The organism is Pseudomonas sp. NPDC086581 (genome assembly GCF_044746165.1).
In the GTDB taxonomy this organism is placed as follows: Bacteria; Pseudomonadota; Gammaproteobacteria; order Pseudomonadales; family Pseudomonadaceae; genus Pseudomonas.
Window position 1 is genome coordinate 202,762 of sequence record NZ_JBIVBR010000007.1, and the last position, 19,539, is coordinate 222,300.

Consider the following 19,539-nt stretch of genomic DNA (forward strand, 5'->3'; position numbering starts at 1 on the left):
GGAAGGCCAAGCCCTAACGACGAGAAACCTTTCGATGATCAAGAAAGTTAGCGGGGCGCTGCTGGGCCTCGCTCTGGCAGTGAATTGCGCGCCCGCGTTCGCGGAACCCAAGAAAGTCGATGTGCTGCTGATCGGCGGCGGCATCATGAGCACCACCCTGGGCGTCTGGCTCAACGAGTTGGAGCCGGGCTGGAGCATGGAGATGGTCGAGCGCCTGGACGGCGTCGCCCTGGAAAGCTCCAATGGCTGGAACAACGCCGGCACCGGCCACTCCGCCCTGGCCGAGCTGAACTACACCCCAGAGGACAAGGACGGCAACGTCACCATCGCCAAAGCCGTGGAGATCAACGAGTCGTTCCAGATCTCCCGTCAGTTCTGGGCCTGGCAGGTACAGAACGGCGTGCTGAAGAACCCGCGCTCGTTCATCAACACCACCCCGCACATGAGCTTCGTCTGGGGCGACGACAACATCGCCTTCCTCAAGAAGCGCTACGAGGCGCTGCAGGCCAGCCCGCTGTTCCGCGGCATGCAGTACTCCGAGGACCCGGCGCAGATCGCCAAGTGGGTCCCGTTGATGATGCAGGGCCGCGACCCGTCGCAGAAGATCGCCGCCACCTGGACGCCGATCGGCACCGACGTGAATTTCGGCGAGATCACCCGCCAGTTCGCCGGCTACCTGCAGACCAGGCCGAACTTCAGCTTGAAGCTCTCCAGCGAGGTCGAGGACATCACCCGCAACGCCGATGGCACCTGGCGCGTCGGCTACAAGAACCTCAAGGACGGCAGCGTTACCGAGACCGACGCCAAGTTCGTCTTCATCGGCGCTGGCGGTGGTGCCCTGCGTCTGCTGCAGAAGTCCGGCATTGAGGAAGCCAAGGACTACGCCGGTTTCCCTGTGGGCGGCTCGTTCCTGGTCACCGAGAACCCGACCATCGCCCAGCAGCACCTGGCCAAGGCCTACGGCAAGGCGTCGGTCGGCGCGCCGCCGATGTCCGTGCCGCACCTGGACACCCGCGTGCTCGACGGCAAGCGCGTGATCCTCTTCGGGCCGTTCGCCACCTTCTCCACCAAGTTCCTCAAGGAAGGCTCGTATCTCGACCTGCTGGGCAGCACCAACATCCACAATGTCTGGCCGATGACCCGCGTGGGCATCGACGAGTACCCGCTGGTGGAATACCTCGCCGGCCAACTGATGCTCTCCGACGACGATCGCCTCGCTGCTCTGCGCGAGTACTTCCCCGACGCCAAGGCCGAGGACTGGCGCCTGTGGCAGGCCGGCCAGCGCGTGCAGATCATCAAGCGTGACGCGGACAAGGGCGGCGTGCTGAAGCTCGGCACTGAGATCGTCTCTTCCGCCGACGGTAGCATCGCTGGCCTGCTGGGTGCATCGCCGGGTGCCTCCACCGCCGCGCCGATCATGCTCAACGTGCTGGAGAAGGTGTTCAAGGACAAGCTCGCCACCCCTGAATGGCAGGCCAAGGTCCACCAGATCGTCCCGAGCTACGGCACCAAGCTCAACGACAGCCCGGAGAAGACCTTCGCCGAGTGGAGCTACACCACCAAGGTCCTGCAACTGGCCCCGCCGCCGGCCATCGACCAGGCTCCGACTGAGACGTCGACCGATGCCGCGCCAGCCTCGGAAAAGGCTTCCAGCGACATGGCGCTCTGAGCCGAATTTCGCTGTAGAACAAGGCCCGCCATTGGCGGGCCTTGTTCATTCTGCGCCCGGCGCCGGTGTCGATTCACAACCAGGCGGGAACGGATCGAGGCGGATGCCCTCAAAGGAACACGAAGCAGCAGATTTCAGTAGACGCGGGAACACCCGGCAAACGCCCCCTTTGCGCAACTGCCGAAGGGCCGGGAACCTGGGGAGGACAAGGGCGTGACACCTGTAGGGGCGAGCCTGCCTGTCATGGTTGTCCGGGCGGGGCTTGCGCGGGGGCTCGCTCCTACGGCGGCCGGAGCCACCTTTGCCTCATCGCGGCCGCGGCGCCGCTGGTTTCAGCATCTCCAGGCCGCGCGCCAGATCATCAACGGCGCGCTGCAGTTCCTGTGGCGTATAGGCGGCGAATCCCATCAGGAACCCGGGCTGCGGAGGCCGGGTAACAAAGAGTCCGCTCAACCCCAGTAACTCGATACCCGCCGTGCGCGCTGCACCCAGCACCGCATGCTCCGTCATCTCGCCATTCAGCAGGCACGGCATCTGCAGGCCGCCAGCGGGCCGACGTGGTTGCAGAATCCCACCCAGGCGCTGCTCAAGCAGGTCTGCCAGCAGTTCCAGCCGCTCTGCGTAGAGGTTGCGCATTGCGCGCACGTAGGCGCCGAAATGGCCGCCAGTGATGAAGCGGGCCAACGTCAGCTGGGCAATGGAGGCGGTGTGGCCGTCCTGCAGCGAGCGGGCAATGGTCATCGGCTCGACCAGCGAAGGCGGCAGGACCAGGTATCCGATACGCAAGCCTGCAAACAGCGACTTGGTGAAGGTGCCGATGTATAGGGTGCGCTCATGGGCGTCCAGGCCCTGCACGCAGGCCGTGGGTTTGCCGGCGTAGTGGAATTCGCTGTCGTAGTCGTCCTCGATGATCCAGGCCTGCTCGCGCCGCGCCCATTCGATCAGCGACAAGCGCCGCTCCAGGGACAGGGTGGCCCCGCTGGGGAACTGGTGCGACGGGGTCAGGTAGGCGACCTTGGCCGGATGTGGGTGGGCTAGCAACTCATCCACTCGAATGCCCTGTGCGTCGACGGGGATCGCCTGGCAGTCCAGCCCTGCCGCGGCGAATGCCTTGCGCGCACCGTAGTAGACCGGGTCTTCGATGAAAATCCTCTCGCCGGCATCCAGCAGCACGTTGGCGCAAAGGCCCAGCGCCTGCTGCGAGCTGGTCAGCACCAGCACCTGATCCGCCGTGGTTCGGGCACCGCGCTCCAGGTTGACGTAGTCGGCGATGGCCTGCCGCAAGGGCTGCATGCCTTGCGGATCGCCATGCAGCAGCGCGCGTGGGCCGAACTCCTTCAGCACCTGGCGTTGCAGACGCTCCCAGGTCGACAGCGGGAAGGTGCGGGTCTCTGGCACGCCGGGCGCGAAGGGACGGGGCGTGAGCTGCTCGCGTACTCCGCCGTTGTCGAGCATTGCCTGGCCGCGCTGGCTGAGGTTTGCCGCACCGGGTGGCGCGCCACTCAGGCGCCTCCGGGTACGGCGGCCTGGCGACAGGCGCGTGGCTTCGGCGACGAAACTACCGCTGCCGACACGGCGCTCGATGAAACCCTCGGCATGCAGGTGCGAGTAGGCGGATTCGATGGTGTCGCGCGATACCCCAAGCGATCGGGCCAGCAGACGTGAAGCAGGAAGAGCGCTACCGGCGCCCAGCGCACCTTCGAGAATCAGTTGGCGTAGCGTCCGCTGGATGCGCGAATGCAGCGGCAGGGACAGAAGTTCCGGATGGGCCATCGCGGCCTTGACCGATTCGAGCAGGGCGGTCTTGAACAATTGGTCTGTTACTCATCCGTGAATTGGCTGGGCTTTGCATGCCATTAGGGCGATATAAATCAGCCCGGTCAAGCAGGGGGTCTGCAGACCGGGACGATTGTCCGTCATCGTGGATGGATGAAGAGGACACGCTCCCGCCGTGATCAAGGAGACAGGACATGACAGCGATACAACAGCTCATCTCGATTCGCCCGGTAGTGCAGGAAGACTTCGAGAAGTGGTCCGAGTACTGGGCCCGGTATCAGGATTTCTACGGTGTGGACCTGGGCGAGGAAGTCACCCGGATCACGTGGGCGCGCTTTTTCGATAGCGCCGAACCGATGCATTGTGCCGTTGCTACGGATGGCGAGCGGATATTCGGCTTCGTCAATTTCGTCTACCACCGTTCGACCTGGGGACGGAACCAATTCTGTTACCTGGAAGACCTCTACGTTTCCTCCAGTGTGCGAGGCCAGCAGATTGGCAAGAAACTGATCGAGTACGTGCAAGGCCAGGCGCGGGAGCACCAGTGCGACCGGTTGTATTGGCATACCCAGGAAACCAACCACAGGGCGCAGCGGCTCTATGACTGGATCGCTGAACGGCCGGGGGTGATCGAATATCGGATGCCGCTTGAGGGTTGAGCCGGGACTTCGCGTTAGAGGGGGCGGACCTTGTCCGCCGTGCGCCGGGAGGGTTGGCGATTGCCGATGCCGGCTTGCTGGCTGTCCCATAGCAGCGGATGGAATCCGCTGCTATGGGACATGAGGCGCTGGTGCACGATGTTCGACGTCGTGCACCCTCCGGTCTACCGCCGCGAAGCCTTCCAGCGACGGATCACCAGCTTCTCAAGTTCCACCGCGAAGAACACCGCAATACCTATACCGAGCGAGATCAGCCAGCCGCTGAAGGGCAGGGCGACGGTATGGAAGGCAGTCTGCATGAAGGGCACGTAGATCACGAAGCACTGCAGCAGGATCAGCGCCAGGGTCACGGTGAGCAGTGCGCCATTACGTAGCAGCGCCAGGTTCAGCGAGAACTCCTCCTGCAGGCGGCAGTTGAACAGGTACGCCCACTGCGCGGTGACCAGGGTGTGCAGGATCATGGTGCGGATATGGTCGGTGTCCTGGCCGTTGCTGACCATCCAGGCTTCCAGCAGGAAGGCCGCGGCGGTGAGCAGGCCACCAACGTAGAGCACCCGCCAGACCGCGAAACCGTTGAGGATTGACTCCTTCGCATTGCGCGGCGGTCGGCGCATCATCCCCGGCTCGCCAGGCTCGAAGGCCAGGGCGAAGGACAGGGTGGTGGAGGTCGCCATGTTCATCCAGAGGATCTGCAGCGGCGCCAGCGGGATCACCGCGCCGGCGAGAATCGCCATGACGATCAGCAGGCCCTGGGCCATGTTGGTCGGCAGGATGAACAGCACGGTCTTCTTCAGGTTGTCGTACACGCGCCGGCCCTCGCGCACGGCGCCGGCGATGGTGGAGAAGTTATCGTCGGTGAGCACCATGTCGGCGGCTTCCTTGGTTACCTCGGTGCCCTTGATGCCCATGGCGATGCCGACGTCGGCCTGCTTCAGCGCCGGGGCGTCGTTGACCCCGTCGCCGGTCATGCCGACCACTTCCTCGTTGGCCTGCAGTGCGCGCACCAGGCGCAGCTTGTGTTCGGGACTGGTGCGGGCGAACACCGAGTACTGCATGGCGAGGGATTTCAGCTGGGCGTCATCGGCCTGTTCCAGCTCCTGGCCGGTCATGGCGCGCAGGTCATTGCCCATGCCGAGCATGCCGGCGATAGCCACGGCGGTGTCCGGATGGTCGCCGGTGATCATCTTCACCTGGATGCCGGCGCGCTTGCACAGCGCGATGGCCTCGATGGCTTCGGGGCGCGGCGGGTCGAGCAGGCCGGCGACGCCGAGGAAGATCATGCCGTCCCGCACGTCCTCGTGGTCGATCACGCCGTCATCGGGCTGCACCGGTTTGTAGGCAGCGGCGAGCATGCGCAGCCCCTGCCCGGCGATGAAGCTCATTTCGCGCTCCCAGTATTCGTGGTCCAGCGGCTCCACGCCATTGGCGCCCAGCTGCTGCTGGCACATGCGCAGCAGCACGTCGGGCGCACCCTTGAGGTAGACCAGGCTCTGCCCGGCAACGTCACAGCGCCGCGCCATGTACTTGTAGGCGGAGTCGAAGGGAATCTTGCCGAACTTCTGGAACTCGACGTCCGGCAGGTTCGCCTTGCGCGCCAGGACCTTCAGCGCACCCTCGGTGGGACCGCCGACTACGCCCCAGCGGCCCTCATCGCCCAGTTGCAGGCTGCTGTCGTTGCAGATGTCCACGGCGCGGATGAAGGACTCCAGTGCGGCGTGCTGCGACCAATCCAGCTCGTCGCTGGTGCTGCCGAAGGTGATGCGGCCCTTGGGCTCGTAGCTTTGGCCCTCGACCGCGTAGAGGCCGTTGGCGAGCAGCACGCCCTTCACGGTCATCTCGTTCATGGTCAGGGTGCCAGTCTTGTCCGAGCAGATCACGCTCATGGCGCCCAGGGTTTCCACGGTGGGCAGCTTGCGGATGATCGCCTTGTTCTGCGCCATGCGCTGCACGCCCAGCGACAGGATGATCGAGACGATAGCCGGCAGGCCCTCGGGCACAGAGGCGACGGCCAGGCTGATCAGCGACAGCAGCAGCTCACCGAAGGGGTAGTCGTGCCAGAAGAAACCGATGATGAAGAGCACCACCATCATGCCGATGATCAGCCCGAAGATGCGCTTGCCCAGCTCGGCGATCTGCCGCAGCAGCGGAGTCTCGCCCTCATCGACGTTGGCGATCAGCTTGTTGATGCGCCCAAGCTCCGTGGCTGCGCCCGTCTCGATCACCACGCCGCGCGCGTTGCCGGCGCTGACGTTAGTGCCGGAGAAACCAAGGTTGGTGCGGTCGGCCAGCAGCGCTTCCTTGTCGAGCGCGTCGGAGTGCTTGCCCACGGTGAGGGATTCACCGGTGAGCATGGATTCCTCGACCTGCAGGTGGTGAACGTCGAACAGGCGCACGTCGGCGGGAATCTTGTCGCCGGGGCGCAGGATGACTATGTCACCGGGCACCAGTTGGGTGGCGTCCATCTCGATCTTCTTGCCGTTGCGCACGACGTGGGCGGTGCTGCTGAGCATGCCGCGCAGGGCGGCGAGGGATTTCTCCGCCTTGTTCTCCTGGAAGAAGCCGATACCGGCGTTGATCACCGCTACCAGCAGGATGACGACAGTGTCGGTCCAGTGGCCCATCAGCGCGGTGGCCACGGCGGCGGCCAGGAGGATGTAGATCAGTACGTCGTTGAAGTGCCGCGCGAAGCGCAGCCAGAGCGGATCGACCTCCTTGGCCGGCAAGGCGTTGGGGCCGAAGCGCAACAGCCGCGCCTCGGCTTCGTCGGGGGAGAGGCCTTCCGCGCTGGTCTGCAGATCGGCCAGAGTCTGATCGACGCTCTTGCGGTACCAGTCGGTGCTTTTGAGTTCGGTGCCTTGCGGTTTGCCGTCGGTGGTTTGCTGTGCAGTCATGCGCTGACTCCCGGCTCCTGCCTGCTGGGTAAGTGGGACTGCCCCCAGACTAGACCGCGGGGATTACACCGGAACTGTCATACCTCAAAGTTCTTCGATTCCTGGCTGAACGCTTCCTGAACGACGTAGGACTCTTTACGGAGATCGTAGGGCGGATAATGCGCCAGCGTTATCCGCCCTACGGTTCTATGAAACGCTCGCCGCCATCTCATCCGTCCCGCCCACCCGACTGGCCTGCCGCCAGCGGTTCGGCGTGCAGCCCACCAGCTTGCGGAAGCTGCGGCAGAAGTGCGATTGGTCGGCGAAGCCACATTCCTGGCTGACCTGGGAGATTGGCGTGTCGTCACTGGCCAACAGCTCGCGGGCGCGGTCGATGCGCAGGCGCAGCGCCCATTCCCGGGGCGCGAGCCCGGTGGCCTGTTTGAAGGCGCGAGAGAAGTGGCTGCGTGACATGCCGCATTTCTCGGCGACATCGGCGATGTACAGGCGGCTGAGCAGGCTGCCGGCGAGAATGTCCTTGGCCTTGCGCTCCTGCCAGGGGGCGAGGGCGAGGCGTTCGCCAGTCTCCGCCCCATCGTTGCTGGGCTCGGGCATCCGGTAATGTTCCAGCAGATGTTGGCAAAGGCGCTGACTGGCCTGGTGGAGGCCGTCGCCTTGGCTTTCCAGCTCCTCCATGAGCTGCAGGATCAGGCGGTGGGTCTGGGGGGCGAGCATGGTCGCTACCTGGTGGGCAGGTGCGGGCATGGCGTCTCTCTTCTGGTTTTGTCGGCGGCCGAAATGCCGCTTCGGAATGTAAAAAAATCAAGGTAAATCAAGGTGATCCGTTGCTCAATCGGATTAAGCCAAACGGCAGGTGAATGAGCACACACGTCCAAGAAAAACGCCCCGTTTCATGATCGACTGGCGCGGTCCTCGTCTTGTGCAAAGATGCCCACTCCCACTGCCCCGAGCGACCAGCCATGAACCGAAACGACCTGCGCCGCCTGGACATGAACCTGCTGGTGATCTTCGAATCCCTGATGCTGGAGCGGAACCTCACCCGCGTCGGCGAGAAGCTGTTCATCACCCAGTCCACCGTCAGCGCCGCATTGGCGCGCCTGCGCGACCTGTTCGACGACCCGCTGCTGGTGCGCGCAGGCCGGGCCATGGAGCCCACCAGCCGGGCGCTGCACATCTTCGAAGAGCTGCGCCCGGCAATGGACGTGATCTCCGCCGCGGTCAGCCGCGCGAAGTCATTCGAGCCCGAGAGCAGTTGCAACATCTTCCGCCTGGGGCTTTCCGACGACGCCGAGTTTGGCCTGTTCCCCGCGCTGCTGGCGCGCCTGCAGCAGGAGGCTCCGAACATCACCGTGGTGGTGCGCCGCGCCAACTTCCTGCTGATGCCGGCGCTGCTGTCCTCCGGCGAGATCACCGCCGGGGTCAGCTACACCACCGACCTGCCGGCCAACGCCAAGCGCCGCAAGCTGCGTGATATCGGTGTGAAGGTGCTGCGCGGCGACGACCGCCCCGGTCCGCTGACACTCGACGAATACTGCTCGCGGCCGCATGTGATGGTGTCCTTCTCCGGCGACCTGAACGGCGCCATCGACCTGGACCTGGAGCGCATCGACCGCCGCCGTCGCGTGGTGTTGGCCGTGCCGCAGTTCGGTAGCCTGCGCGCTCTGCTGCGCAACACCGAGATGATCGCCACCGTCCCCGATTACGCGGCCTGCGCGCTGGTCGAAGACAGCTGCCTGCGTGCCGAGGACCCGCCGCTGGAGATCAAGCCGGCCGAGCTCTCGCTGGTGTGGAGCGCCGCCCACGACAACGACCCGGCCGAGCGCTGGCTGCGCGAGCGGATGGTCGAGTACATGAGCGCGCCGGTGCCCTAAGCGGCGCACATCGACTTTGTGCGACGTGTTATTCGTATGGATTCAGCGGTTGCAGGAGGAGCCGTATGCGCACAACGAACTGGTTGTGCGCCCCGCTCCTCAAGCGGAGAGGGGGCGTTCGTCGAAGACTGCGACCTCGGCGTCAGCCGGCGCGCAAGGCGCTCCTGCAGTGATCCCTTGCGCCGAGCGCTTGCGGCACAGACGTCCAATAACCGCCCGACCAACGCAGGGCAGCATGACGCCACCATTTCCCAAGGAGGCGCCGACCATGCCGGCATCCCGCAGCAACCACTGCTTCCCGCTCCTGGCCAGCGCACTGCTGGTCTCCACCTTTGCCTGTGCCGAGCCGCCGGTGCCGCTGAAAACCCAGGCGCCGGGCTATTTCCGCCTGGCGGTAGGCGAGTATGAAGTCACCGCGCTCTACGACGGCTACAACGACCTGTCTCCGGGGTTGCTGCAGGGCCTGAGCCGCGAACGCATCCGCGCGCTGCTGGCACGCAACGCCATGAGTGGCGAGCGCGTGCAGACCAATTTCAATGCCTTCCTGGTCAACACCGGCAAGCACCTGGTGCTGGTGGACAGCGGCGCCGGCCAGTGCATCGGCGGTACCGCCGGGCACCTGCTGGAGAACATGAAGGCGGCGGGATATGCGCCTGAGCAGGTGGACAGCGTCCTGCTCACCCACATGCACCTGGACCACGTCTGTGGACTGGTGGACGGGCAGGGCAAGGCGCTGTTCGCCAACGCCACTGTTTATGCGGCGCGGGCCGAGGCGGACTACTGGCTGGATGAGCATCGCCGCGACCAGGCGCCGGAAAAGGCTCGCGAGTTCTTCGAAGTGGCACAGCATTCGCTGGCGCCGTACCGCGCCGCCCACCGCCTGCAGACCTTTGTGCCGCCTGCATCGCCACTGCCGGAACTGAAGACCGAGGCCACCAGCGGCCATACGCCGGGCAGCACCAGCTACCGCTTCGAATCCAACGGCGCGGCGATTGTCTTCATCGGCGATCTGATCCATAACGTCGCGGTGCAGTTCGCCCATCCGGAAGTCGCGATCCGCTTCGACACCGACCCGAAGCAGGCGGTGAAGGCGCGCGACGCCGAGTTCAGTTCGTTGGCGAAAAACGGTGCCTGGGTCGCTGCCGCGCACCTGCCGTTCCCCGGCATTGGCCATGTCACCCGCGACGGCAAGGCGTTCAACTGGGCACCCGCTGTGTACGGGCCTTACCAGCGTGCGGACAAGGTGCCGTTCATTCAGTGACGCCAGGCGCAGGCACGAGCCTGTAGGAGCGAGCCTTCATGCACTCCCGGTTGCTGCGGCAAACGCCCGCGCGATGGCGTCGATCACTGCCCGCACCCGCGCTGTATGGCGCACGTCCTTGTGGGTCACCAGCCAAACGTCGTACGGCAGGGGCGGGCGTTCCGGCCACAGTCGGACCAGCCCGTCCGCCTCGCCCAGCGGTAGCGGCAACTCCCCCACACCGAGTCCGGCGACCAGCGCGCGGCGAACCATGAAGCCGGAAGTGCAGGTCATGGCGATGCGCCCGTGGATGGTCGGCTCGGAGGCGAGGAACACTTCCTTGCCCGCGTCGATGTACGGCTGATAGACCACCAGGTCGTGCCCGGCGAAGGCGGTTCCCGGCTCGGGAATTCCGCGCTCCTCGACATACTGCGCGGAAGCGAACAGCCCGCTGCCCCAGCGAGCCAGACGCCGCACGATCAGGTCGGGGTTCTCCGGCTGATGGGTGCGCACGGCGATGTCGGCCTCGCGCTTGCTCAGGTTGAGCATGTGCGTGGAGGTCTGCAGCTGCACTTCGACGCCCGGTTCCTCGCGGTGCAAGGCGGCGACCGCGGGGATGACGAAATCGGCGGCGAAGGAGTCGGTGGTGGTGACCCGCACCACGCCACTCATGCGGTCGTCCATGCCGAGGATCTGCCGTTGCAGCTCGGCGGCGGACGACTCCATGGCCTGCGCCGCGGCAAGGGCGATCTCCCCGGCAGCGGTCAGGCTGTAGCCGACCGAGGTGCGCAGGAACAGCGTCGCCTCCAGTGAGCGCTCCAGCGATGCCAGGCGCCGGCCGACCGTCGCCTGGTCCACCGCGAGCACGCGGGCGGCGCCGCGCAAGGTCTGTTCGCGGCACAGGGCGAGGAACACCCGGGCATCGTCCCAGTTCATCATGGCGAAATCCTTGTGATGCAGAAATGCATTGCTGCTGTGAAAACTCGCTGCATTATTTCATCTTCGCGTAACTTTATGATCCCCCCATCACCACTCAACGGCGCCGCCCTGACGGCGCGATAGGGGTTGTCATGAATACCGATGCGTCCCGCCTCGCCAGCCGAGGCTCCCTCTGGTTGCCGATCTGGGCGGGCCTCTGCGCCAGCCTGGTCGGCATCGGCCTGGCGCGTTTCGCCTACACGCCGCTGATCCCGGCGCTGATCGAGGCGCACTGGTTCTCGGCATCCGCCGTGGTCTACCTGGGCGCCGCCAATCTTGCCGGCTATCTCGTCGGCGCGCTGGCCGGGCGTCCATTGGCAGCGCGCTGGTCGAGCACGCTGGTACTGCGCGGCATGATGCTGCTGGTCACGCTGTCGTTCTTCGCCTGTGCCTGGCCACTGAACCAGGCGTGGTTCTTCTTCTGGCGCCTGGTCTCGGGGATTTCCGGCGGGGTGATCATGGTGCTGGCCGCCAGCACCATTCTCCCGCACGTGGCGGCCAATCGGCGTGGGCTGGCAAGCGGGGCGATCTTCCTCGGCATCGGTCTGGGCATCGCCGCGTCCGGCACCCTGGTGCCACTGTTGCTGGCCCTGGGGCTCGTACCGACCTGGCTCGGCCTTGGCGCGCTGGCCCTGTCGCTCAGCTTGAGCAGCTGGTTCGGCTGGCCGCAGGAACAGGCTCATGCCCAGGCGCACAATGTCGAAGGGCCACGCGCCTCGGCAGGCATCTACGTGCTGTTCGCGCAGTACGCGCTGATGGCCGCCGCGCTGGTGGCGCCGATGATGTTCCTGGTGGATTACGTGGCGCGAGGCCTCGGCGCCGGCACCCACGGCGGCGCGCTGATCTGGACGCTGTACGGCGTCGGCGCCATCGTCGGGCCGGTGGTCTATGGCTTCCTTGCCGATCATCTGGGCGCGCGGGCGGCGATTCGGCTGGTGCTGATGGCGCAATTAATCGCCCTCGTCCTGCTGCTGGAAACCGGCGACCTGCGCCTGCTGGGCGTGGCGAGCGTGGTGATCGGCTCGTTCCCGCCGGGCATCGTGCCGCTGGCATTGGCGCGGGTGCATCAACTGGTACCCGGTCACGCCGCGCAGAATGCCACCTGGAGCCGCGCGACAGTGTCCTTCGCCAGCTTCCAGGCCATCGCCGGTTACGCCTACTCGGCGCTGTTCAGTGCAAGCCACGGTCATTACGCGCTGCTCTTCGCGGTGGCGGCGGGAGCCGTCGTGCTGGCCCTACTGATGGAAACGGCGCTGCTGTTCAAGGTGGCGCCCAACATCGGTGAGCCGGCGCGTGGCTGATCCCTCCCGGCGCGTCGGCCTTTTTGCAGGTCCGGATGTCTGTCGGCTCGGTTCAGAACATGCCCTTGAGCGGGTATTCGACGATCACGTAGATGCGGTCGATATCCGCGCCGCCCTGGGCGTCGTTGGCGCGGTGCGAGACCTGCGCGAAGCTCAGCGCCAGGTCCTTGGCCGGACCGGACTGCACCACGTAGCGCAGGTCGAGATCGCGCTCCCAGTGGCGCCCGCCGTCGCCATAAGCGGGCTGGCAGGCGCCGCCCTCCATGGGGTTGTAGGCGCCGCCGCACGGTGCGTGGGTGCCATCGATACCGCTGCCGCGAACGTAGCGCGCGGAGAGGGTAAAGCCGGCGAGACCGGCGCTGGTGCCATCCCACTGGTAGCGCGCCTGCCAGGAGTGCTCGCCGGGGCCGTTGAAGTCGGCGTACTTGATCGAGTTGGCGAGGTAGATGGAGTCGCCGCCGACGAAGTCGAAGGGCGTGTCGCCGTCGATCTTCTGGTAGGCGAGGCTCAGCGCATGGCTGCCGAGGGCGACCTTGCCCAGCAGGCTCCAGGCCAGGGTATCGATCTCGCCTGCGCGGGCGCTGCCGGTATCGCCGGTCTTGTACAGGTTGGCGTCCACCGACCAGCGCCCGAAATGGCCGTTGAGGTTCGCGTAGGCCTGGCGCCAGACATCGTCCAGCTGGCTGGCGTAGAGCGCGCCGCCCCAGGTGGCATCGGGTGCGCTCCAGGTGGCGCCGGCCAGGCTCAGGCCGCCGAAGCGGGTACTGGCGCCGTAGCCTTCGAACTCGCCGTGGCTGGAGCTGGAGTCCTGGTTCTTGAAGGCGGTGAAGCGCCCGGCTTGCAGGCGCAGGTTGGGCAGGCTGCGATCGTCGAGGAACCAGCCGGTGGCGTACTCGGGCTGCAGGCGTTTGTCGCCGGTGTCGAATACCGGGGTTTCCACTTCCATCTCGCCCCAGGCCAGGGACGTCTTTTCATGCACTAGGCGCAGCGCCGCGCCGGCGTCGGAGTACTCGCTCTCGCTGCGGCCGTCGCTGTCCAGCGGCAGCAGGCCGGTACCGGCGTGGCCGCGCCCGCCGTCGAGCTTCAGCCCGAGGAAGGCATGTGCATCGACGCCCAGGCCGATGGTGCCGGGTGTGATGTCGCTGCTGAACTTGCCGATAAAGCCCTGCGCCCATTCACGGCGTAGGCTCTGGCCGTTGGGGCCGGGGCTGCGGTAGTCGTTGTCGAGGAAGTAGTTGCGTGACAACAGCGACCAGTCAGCAGCGTGGGCCTGGACGCAGGCAAGCGCCAGTGCGCAGGGGATCAGTAGGTTTTTCATGGTCTGGGCTCCGTCCGAAGTTCACCCAGGCGGGGCAGGGGGAGGCGATAGCTGCCAGGGCCGGCCATCGCCAGGCCGGTGAAGAGGATCAGCATCCACCAGGCGAACTGGCCTTCCTCCAGCGACCACTGCGGGTGCACGAACAGCAGTGCCACCAGCAGCACGGCGATTACCGGCAGGCAGGCGAGGCGGGCGAACACGCCGAGGATCAACAGGATCGGGCAGAGCACTTCGGCGAACACCGCCAGCGCCAGGGTCGATGTGGCGCCGAGGCCGAACGGGTCTTCGATGTGTTGCAGCTCGGTGTGCCAGTGCAGCAGCTTGGGTAGCCCGTGCACCTGGAGCAGCAGAAGGGCGGCGCTGACGCGCATGAATAGGAGCGCCACGGCGCCGGAGCGGTCTTGGGTCGGCATGGTGTTTTCCCGGAAATGAAAAAGGGGCGGCAATGCCGCCCCTTTCTACTGCTCAGGCTCAGTGGCCTTCGCTGGCGTTGAACATGGTCTTGGCGTAGATCAGGCCCAGGCCGTAGGCGCCGCCGTGCTCGATGGAGGTCTTCACGGTCTGGTCGTAGGTTTCACCGCGGGCCCAGTCGCGTTGCAGTTCCAGCAGGTACTGCAGGGAGGTCATGGGGCGCGCGCCCAGTTGGATCATTCGTTGCAGGGCCATCTCGTGGGCTTCGTTGGAAACGTCGCCACAGGCGTCGGCGATCACGTAGACCTCGAAGCCCTGGTCGATGGCCGACAGGGCCGGGCCGACGATGCAAACCGAGGTCCAGAGGCCGGCCAGGACGATCTTCTGCTTGCCGAACTTGTTCACTTCCACGGCGATGCGCGGGTCTTCCCAGGTGTTCATGCTGGTGCGGTCGATGACGTTGTGATCGGGGAAGACCGACTTGATCTCGTCGAAGATCGGGCCGGAGAAGCTCTTCTCGGCAACGGTGGTGAGGATGGTGGAAACGCCGAATTCCTTGGCCGCCTTGGAAACCAATGCTGCGTTATTGCGCAGGGTCACCGCGTCGATGGATTTGGTCGCGAAGGACATCTGCGACTGGTGGTCGATCATGATCAGGGTGTGGTCGGTGGGGTTCAGCAGAGTCTTGCCGGGAACGGCTTTGGCGATGGCGGTCATGGTCGGATTTCCTGTTGGGTTGCGTGATGGGAAGAGCGGCGGCTGGATCGTCTTGTCGGCCTGCGGGGCTTGGCTGCAAACCGTGGAGACATCTTTGCCGAACGCTGCGAGGCGCGGAACAGACAGGTCTGCAGGGTGGCTTTGCAGTTCTGCAAGGGCCTTCCGGGCGCGTCGATAGGCAAACTATGGTTTCGCCGGCGCGGTATTTATTGGACCTGTGTGCTCGGGCTGCGCGGCGCAGAATGATGCAAACGTGCGATTCGCCAGCGCGGCGAGTCGCTACAGTGACGGTTTCCTATACCGGGGCACGCGAGACCGCCAAGCCCCGTTTGCGTGCGAGTAGAAGAATGAAAACAGTGGCCATGGTGCTGTACGACGATGTGCTGGCGCTGGATGTGACGGGGCCGATGGAGGTGTTCTCCATGGCCAACCGCTACCTCCCGCCTGAGCGGCATTACCGGTTGCTGACGGTGGCGGCGAAGCCCGAGGGCGTGCGTGCCTCCAGCGGCCTTAAGCTGAGCGCCGACCTGCCACTGGAAGCGCTGCTGGCGGGCGTGGACCTGCTGCTGGTGCCCGGCGGACCCGGTGCCTACAACGGCAACAACGAGGCGCTCGAGGCTTGGTTGCCGGCAGCGGCGCGCGCGGCGAAGCGTTATGGCGCGGTATGCACCGGCGCCTTCCTGCTTGGCGCCGCCGGGCTGCTCGACGGCTACCGCTGCACGACCCACTGGAACTACCTCGAGCGCCTGGCGCAGCTGTACCCGCGCACCCAGGTGCAGGCCGAACGCATCTACGTCATCGACCGCAACCTGATCACCTCCGGTGGCGTCACCGCGGGCATCGATATGGCGCTGGCGGTGGTCGCCGAGGACCACGGCAAGGAGGTCGCCCTGGAGGTCGCCAAGGTGCTGTTGGTGGTGCTCAAGCGCCAGGGCGGGCAGACGCCGTTCGGCCCGCTGCTGGTATCGGTGGTGCGCGATGGCTCGGTCATCGCCCGCGCCCAGGCTTACGTGGTGGACCATATCGACGAGCCTCTGACGGTGAACCGCCTGGCCGAACTGGTAGCCATGAGCCCGCGCAACTTCGCCCGCGCCTTCCAGCGCGAGACGAGCATGACGCCCATGCAGTACGTGCAGAGCGCGCGCATCGACCACGCGCGCAAGTTGCTTGAAAGCAGCGACCTGCCGCTCAAACAGGTGGCCTGCCGCAGCGGTTTCGGCAGCCCGCGGCACATGCGCACGGTTTTCGGCGAGCGGATCGGCATGACGCCGAGCCAGTACCGCGAGCAATTCGGCTTTGCCTGATGGCAACAAGCCGTATTTCCGGCCGGTTGACCGTCCGGCGCACCCAAGTTGGCCGAATCCTTCCCCCTGTGGGAATTGCACTGTCACACGAGGGCGGGAAAATAGCCTGACCAATAATCAGGGGCGCGTCACCTCGGTACTGGCCAGATCGCCTGGAGGACCCGTTGTAGAGCGATCCGTCAGAACCACAGACGTGAGCAGAACATGAGCGCAAGCACGGAAAACCGCACTGAGACCATCCTGCAGTTCGGTCGCTTCCAGTTCCATCCCTACAAGCGGCAGTTACTGCAGGGCGACCGCCCAGTGCGTATTGGCAGCCGGGCGCTGGACATTCTCCAGGTGCTGATTCGCCAACCCGGCGAGATCATCGGCAAGGACACGATCATTGCCCAGGTCTGGGGCGACACCGTGGTCGAGGAGATCAACCTGCGCGTGCACATCGCGGCCCTGCGGCGTGCTCTCGGCGAAGGTCGTACCGGTGAGCGCTACATCGCCAACGTGCCGTTGCGCGGCTACGGCTTCGTCGGTGTGGTGGAGAGCGTGGTCGCTCCGGCTCAGACCTCGGTGCTGCCGTGTGAAGTGCGCGCCAGCAACTTGCCGGTTCTACTGATGGGGCTGGTCGGCCGCCAGACGCTGCTCGAACGGGTGGTGAAGCAGATGCCTGTCACTCGCCTGATGACCCTGGTCGGCCCGGGAGGCATGGGTAAGACCTCCCTGGCGATCCACGCCGCCGAACAGCTCGGCAAACATTTCAGCCAGGTGCGTTTCCTCGACCTGTCCGCCGACCCGGATGGCGTCTCCCTCAGCCAGAGCCTCGCCATCCTGCTCCGCGAGCCGGCCTATGAACCAACCCTGCTGTTGCTGGACAACTGCGAGCACCTCGCCGACCGCTGCGCCGAGGCGGTGGAGCACCTGCTGCGCCTGCACCCGTCATTGAGCATCCTCGCCACCAGCCGTGAACCGCTGCGGACGGAGGGCGAGCACGTGGTGCGCCTGCCGCCGCTGGAAGTGCCCGGGCAGGACGACGCGCCGCTGGCGCTGGCGATGTGTAGTTCGGCGGTGCAACTGTTCGTGATGCGCGCGCGGGAGGTTTGCGACCGCTTTGAACTCAAGGCCGGCCAGGTGCGCGCGATCATCGACATCTGCCGGCGCCTGGACGGTATTCCCCTGGCCATCGAGATGGCCGCGCGGCAGGTGGGCATCCTTGGCCTCGCCGGGCTGCCGGCGCTGCTGGACACGCCCATGCAACTGCTGATGCCCGGCCGCCGGACTGCTCCCGCGCGGCAGCAAAGCCTGCGCGCGACCTACGACTGGAGTTACGGCCTGCTGGACACCGCCGAGCAACGCTGCCTGGGGCTGCTCGCCCAGATGGCGGATGACTTCACCCTGGACAACGCAGTCGCCTCGCTGGACGACCAGCATTGGTGCCGGGAGAGCGTATTCGCCGCGGTGCGGCAGTTGGCGGACAAGTCCTTGCTGTGGGTGGAGCAGGGCGACAGCGAAGTGCGCTACCGCGTGCCCCACACCGCCCGCGCCTACATGCGCCAGGTGACCTTGCCCGAGCTCGCCATCACCGCTGCCTGAATCGCCTTCTGCTGCAGCTGCCGGCATCTTGCGTTCATGTATCCCCTGACTCCGGTGCGAGCTGTGACTCGAGCGGCGTAGGGCGCATAACGCGCCAGCGTTATCCGCCGTTCGGCCGCCAGCGCATAACCCGTTCCGGGTTATGCGCCCTACCTGGCTTCACCCTGGCGTAGGAGCGACTTTGTCCGCGATAGGTTCGCATCGCGCCGGACACCATTGCGAACGGAGTCCGCTCCTACGCACCTGCAGACCTCCATGGTCGAGCAGCTATTCAGCACATGCGTCCAATAGGACGACCGTAGCCGCCGCCATAGTGTCCGGACCTCAATCATGAGTCCGGGTCCCCCATGAGCGCCGAAACCATCGATCTGAACAGCGTGGTCACGCTGGTGGTCCACCACAAGGTGCGTTGCGAAGCCCTGCCCAGCTACGAGGCCTGGCTGCGCCGCACGGTTTCGGCCGCGCGCCGGCAGCCGGGGCACCTGGGGGTGAACGTGATCCGCCCGGACGGCGACGGCGCGATGTATACCACCGTGGTGCGCTTCGCCGCCGCCGCGCAGCTACAGGCGTGGATCGACTCCCGCGAGCGCGCCGAGTTGGTCGCCGAAGTTCTCCCGTTGCTGGAGGAGGGCGACCACCCGCTGATCCACAACGACGCCGAATTCTGGTTCACCCCCGAGCACGGCAACGTGCGCCAGCCGCCGAAATGGAAGCAGGCGCTGCTCACCTACCTGGTGATCAGCCCGCTGACCATGCTCATCCCGCCGCTCTGGGGGCCGGCGTTCGAACGCTTCCCGGTGCTGGCCGGCGTGGTGCCCAGCAACCTGCTGGTGACCCTGTGCATCGTCCTGCTGGTGGTCTATCTGATCATGCCCTGGGTAACACGTCGCTGCGCCGGTTGGCTCAACGCCGATTGATCCTTTCCCTTGACGTCCCCTCCCGCGGCGCCCGCGTGGCGCCCGTACCCACATTGTCCTGCATGGCAGGCAGAGGAGTTTCCATGAGCACTTTCGTTACCCGCGACGGCACCGAGATCTATTACAAGGACTGGGGCAGCGGCAAACCCGTGCTGTTCAGCCACGGCTGGCCGCTGGACGGCGACATGTGGGAATACCAGATGCAGTACCTGAGCAGCCGCGGCTACCGCACCATCGCCTTCGACCGCCGCGGTTTCGGTCGTTCCAGCCAGCCTTGGAACGGCTACGACTACGACACCTTCGCCGATGACATCGCCGGGCTGATCGAGCACCTGGACCTGCGCGAAGTCACCCTGGTCGGCTTCTCCATGGGCGGTGGCGACGTCAGCCGCTACATCGGCCGCCACGGCACCTCCCGCGTCGCCGGCCTGGTGCTGCTGGGCGCCGTCACGCCGATCTTCGGCAAGGCCGCCGACTTCCCGCAGGGTGTGGACACTGCTGTGTTCGACGGCATCAAGGCCGGCCTGCTGCAGGACCGTGCGCAGTTCATCGCCGACTTCGCCGCGCCGTTCTACGGCACCAACCACGGCCAGAAGGTCTCCGACGGCGTGCTGACCCAGACCCTCAACATCGCCCTGCTGGCTTCGCTCAAGGGCACCGTGGACTGCGTGGGCGCCTTCTCGGAAACCGATTTTCGTGCGGACCTCGCCAAGGTCGACGTGCCGACCCTGGTGATCCACGGCGACGACGACCAGATCGTGCCGTTCGAAACCACCGGCAAGCTGGCCGCCGAGCAGATCAAGGGCGCCGAACTGAAGGTCTATGCTGGCGCACCCCACGGCTTCGCCGTCACCCACGCGCAGCAACTCAACGAAGACCTGCTGGCCTTCCTGCAACGCTGAG

Annotated in this window: 16 protein-coding genes; 9 read left to right on the plus strand and 7 right to left on the minus strand. The window is 65.7% G+C overall.

Annotated features, from left to right (window positions below; translation table 11 throughout):
- Positions 1-34: 34 nt before the first annotated feature.
- A complete protein-coding gene (gene mqo, locus ACIPK7_RS15980; RefSeq protein WP_192432622.1) occupies positions 35-1,669 on the plus strand; it encodes a malate dehydrogenase (quinone) in 1,635 nt (544 codons plus the stop codon).
- Positions 1,670-1,975: 306 nt separating this feature from the next.
- Here mqo and ACIPK7_RS15985 read toward each other — a convergent pair whose 3' ends face one another.
- On the minus strand, positions 1,976-3,481 hold the full coding sequence (locus ACIPK7_RS15985; protein ID WP_192432621.1) for a PLP-dependent aminotransferase family protein: 1,506 nt from the start codon (positions 3,479-3,481) through the stop codon (positions 1,976-1,978).
- A gap of 158 nt (positions 3,482-3,639) precedes the next feature.
- Between ACIPK7_RS15985 and ACIPK7_RS15990 the strand changes: the two genes are divergently transcribed.
- Complete coding sequence (locus tag ACIPK7_RS15990; protein ID WP_192432620.1) at positions 3,640-4,104, plus strand: GNAT family N-acetyltransferase; 465 nt, start codon at positions 3,640-3,642, stop codon at positions 4,102-4,104.
- A gap of 164 nt (positions 4,105-4,268) precedes the next feature.
- Here the strand turns inward: ACIPK7_RS15990 and ACIPK7_RS15995 are convergent, their stop codons facing one another.
- Together ACIPK7_RS15995 and ACIPK7_RS16000 are read right to left on the minus strand one after the other, a co-directional pair.
- The gene (locus tag ACIPK7_RS15995) at positions 4,269-6,995 is read right to left on the minus strand and encodes a cation-transporting P-type ATPase (RefSeq protein WP_401088829.1); all 2,727 of its coding nucleotides are present in this window, start codon (positions 6,993-6,995) and stop codon (positions 4,269-4,271) included.
- Positions 6,996-7,181: 186 nt separating this feature from the next.
- The gene (locus ACIPK7_RS16000) at positions 7,182-7,739 is read right to left on the minus strand and encodes a helix-turn-helix transcriptional regulator (protein WP_401088830.1); all 558 of its coding nucleotides are present in this window, start codon (positions 7,737-7,739) and stop codon (positions 7,182-7,184) included.
- A gap of 215 nt (positions 7,740-7,954) precedes the next feature.
- Between ACIPK7_RS16000 and ACIPK7_RS16005 the strand changes: the two genes are divergently transcribed.
- Together ACIPK7_RS16005 and ACIPK7_RS16010 are read left to right on the plus strand one after the other, a co-directional pair.
- Positions 7,955-8,866, plus strand: coding sequence for a LysR substrate-binding domain-containing protein (locus ACIPK7_RS16005; protein ID WP_192432617.1), 912 nt, complete (start codon positions 7,955-7,957; stop codon positions 8,864-8,866).
- Between the two features lie 268 nt (positions 8,867-9,134).
- Complete coding sequence (locus tag ACIPK7_RS16010) at positions 9,135-10,127, plus strand: MBL fold metallo-hydrolase (RefSeq protein ID WP_401088832.1); 993 nt, start codon at positions 9,135-9,137, stop codon at positions 10,125-10,127.
- Positions 10,128-10,163: 36 nt separating this feature from the next.
- Here the strand turns inward: ACIPK7_RS16010 and ACIPK7_RS16015 are convergent, their stop codons facing one another.
- Entirely contained in the window at positions 10,164-11,042 is an 879-nt protein-coding gene (locus ACIPK7_RS16015; RefSeq protein WP_192432794.1) for a LysR family transcriptional regulator, read from the minus strand.
- A 134-nt stretch (positions 11,043-11,176) separates the two neighbouring features.
- On the opposite strand from ACIPK7_RS16015, the gene ACIPK7_RS16020 reads away from it, so the two are divergent.
- Positions 11,177-12,385 carry a YbfB/YjiJ family MFS transporter gene (locus ACIPK7_RS16020; protein ID WP_401088834.1) on the plus strand — a complete coding sequence of 403 codons (1,209 nt, stop codon included), beginning with the start codon at positions 11,177-11,179 and terminating at the stop codon, positions 12,383-12,385.
- A gap of 52 nt (positions 12,386-12,437) precedes the next feature.
- On the opposite strand, the gene ACIPK7_RS16025 is transcribed toward ACIPK7_RS16020, so the two are convergent.
- From ACIPK7_RS16025 to ACIPK7_RS16035, 3 genes are read right to left on the minus strand one after another with little or no spacing between them, the layout of a single operon-like run.
- Positions 12,438-13,703 (minus strand): OprD family porin, encoded by a 1,266-nt coding sequence (locus ACIPK7_RS16025; RefSeq protein WP_401088836.1) that lies wholly within the window; start codon positions 13,701-13,703, stop codon positions 12,438-12,440.
- On the minus strand, positions 13,700-14,116 hold the full coding sequence (locus ACIPK7_RS16030) for a DoxX family protein (protein ID WP_192432613.1): 417 nt from the start codon (positions 14,114-14,116) through the stop codon (positions 13,700-13,702). The genes ACIPK7_RS16025 and ACIPK7_RS16030 overlap by 4 nt, the downstream gene beginning before the upstream one ends.
- A 58-nt stretch (positions 14,117-14,174) precedes the next feature.
- Positions 14,175-14,831 carry a hydrolase gene (locus tag ACIPK7_RS16035; RefSeq protein ID WP_192432612.1) on the minus strand — a complete coding sequence of 219 codons (657 nt, stop codon included), beginning with the start codon at positions 14,829-14,831 and terminating at the stop codon, positions 14,175-14,177.
- A gap of 347 nt (positions 14,832-15,178) precedes the next feature.
- On the opposite strand from ACIPK7_RS16035, the gene ACIPK7_RS16040 reads away from it, so the two are divergent.
- From ACIPK7_RS16040 to ACIPK7_RS16055, 4 genes are all read left to right on the plus strand, one after another.
- Entirely contained in the window at positions 15,179-16,135 is a 957-nt protein-coding gene (locus tag ACIPK7_RS16040) for a GlxA family transcriptional regulator (RefSeq protein WP_192432611.1), read from the plus strand.
- 204 nt (positions 16,136-16,339) lie between these two features.
- The gene (locus ACIPK7_RS16045; protein ID WP_401088839.1) at positions 16,340-17,719 is read left to right on the plus strand and encodes an ATP-binding protein; all 1,380 of its coding nucleotides are present in this window, start codon (positions 16,340-16,342) and stop codon (positions 17,717-17,719) included.
- Positions 17,720-18,066: 347 nt separating this feature from the next.
- Entirely contained in the window at positions 18,067-18,636 is a 570-nt protein-coding gene (locus ACIPK7_RS16050; RefSeq protein WP_192432609.1) for an antibiotic biosynthesis monooxygenase, read from the plus strand.
- Positions 18,637-18,719: 83 nt separating this feature from the next.
- Complete coding sequence (locus tag ACIPK7_RS16055) at positions 18,720-19,538, plus strand: alpha/beta fold hydrolase (RefSeq protein ID WP_192432608.1); 819 nt, start codon at positions 18,720-18,722, stop codon at positions 19,536-19,538.
- The last annotated feature ends 1 nt before the right edge of the window (position 19,539 follow it).